Annotated in this window: 1 protein-coding gene; it reads right to left on the reverse strand. The window is 67.6% G+C overall.

Features of this window, described 5'->3' with window-relative positions; all coding sequences use genetic code 11:
• On the reverse strand, positions 1 to 361 hold a 361-nt coding region (locus ACFHWU_RS29465; RefSeq protein WP_416592347.1), incomplete at its 3' end, for an RNA-guided endonuclease InsQ/TnpB family protein.
• Positions 362 to 408: the final 47 nt, after the last annotated feature.

Here is a 408-nt window from a genome sequence, read left to right on the forward strand (position 1 = left end):
GGGTTACCGTTTCACCGCGCGGTGCCGGGACGGGTCCCGGTCCTACCCGCGCTCCACGGTCGTTGACGTCCGCCTGCCCGGCGGCCTTGATGTTGATCGCCGCGTTGACGTCCCGATCGTGGTGACCGCCACACGGACAGACCCACGACCGGACGTCCAGCGCCATCCGCTCGTTGATCCGGCCGCAGTCCGAGCACATCCGGGTGGACGGGAGCCACCGGTCCACCCGGGCGAACGTACGCCCGTACCTCGCCGCCTTGTACTCCAGCATGGCGACGAACGACGACCATCCCGCGTCGTGCACCGACTTCGCCAGCCGGGTCCGACCGAGACCGGCGACACACAGATCCTCGACGTACACCGCTTGATTCTCACGGATGATCGTCGTGGACAGCTTGTGCTGCCAGT

The sequence above is a fragment of the Micromonospora sp. LOL_015 genome, from assembly GCF_048060275.1.
GTDB lineage: Bacteria > Actinomycetota > Actinomycetes > Mycobacteriales > Micromonosporaceae > Micromonospora_E.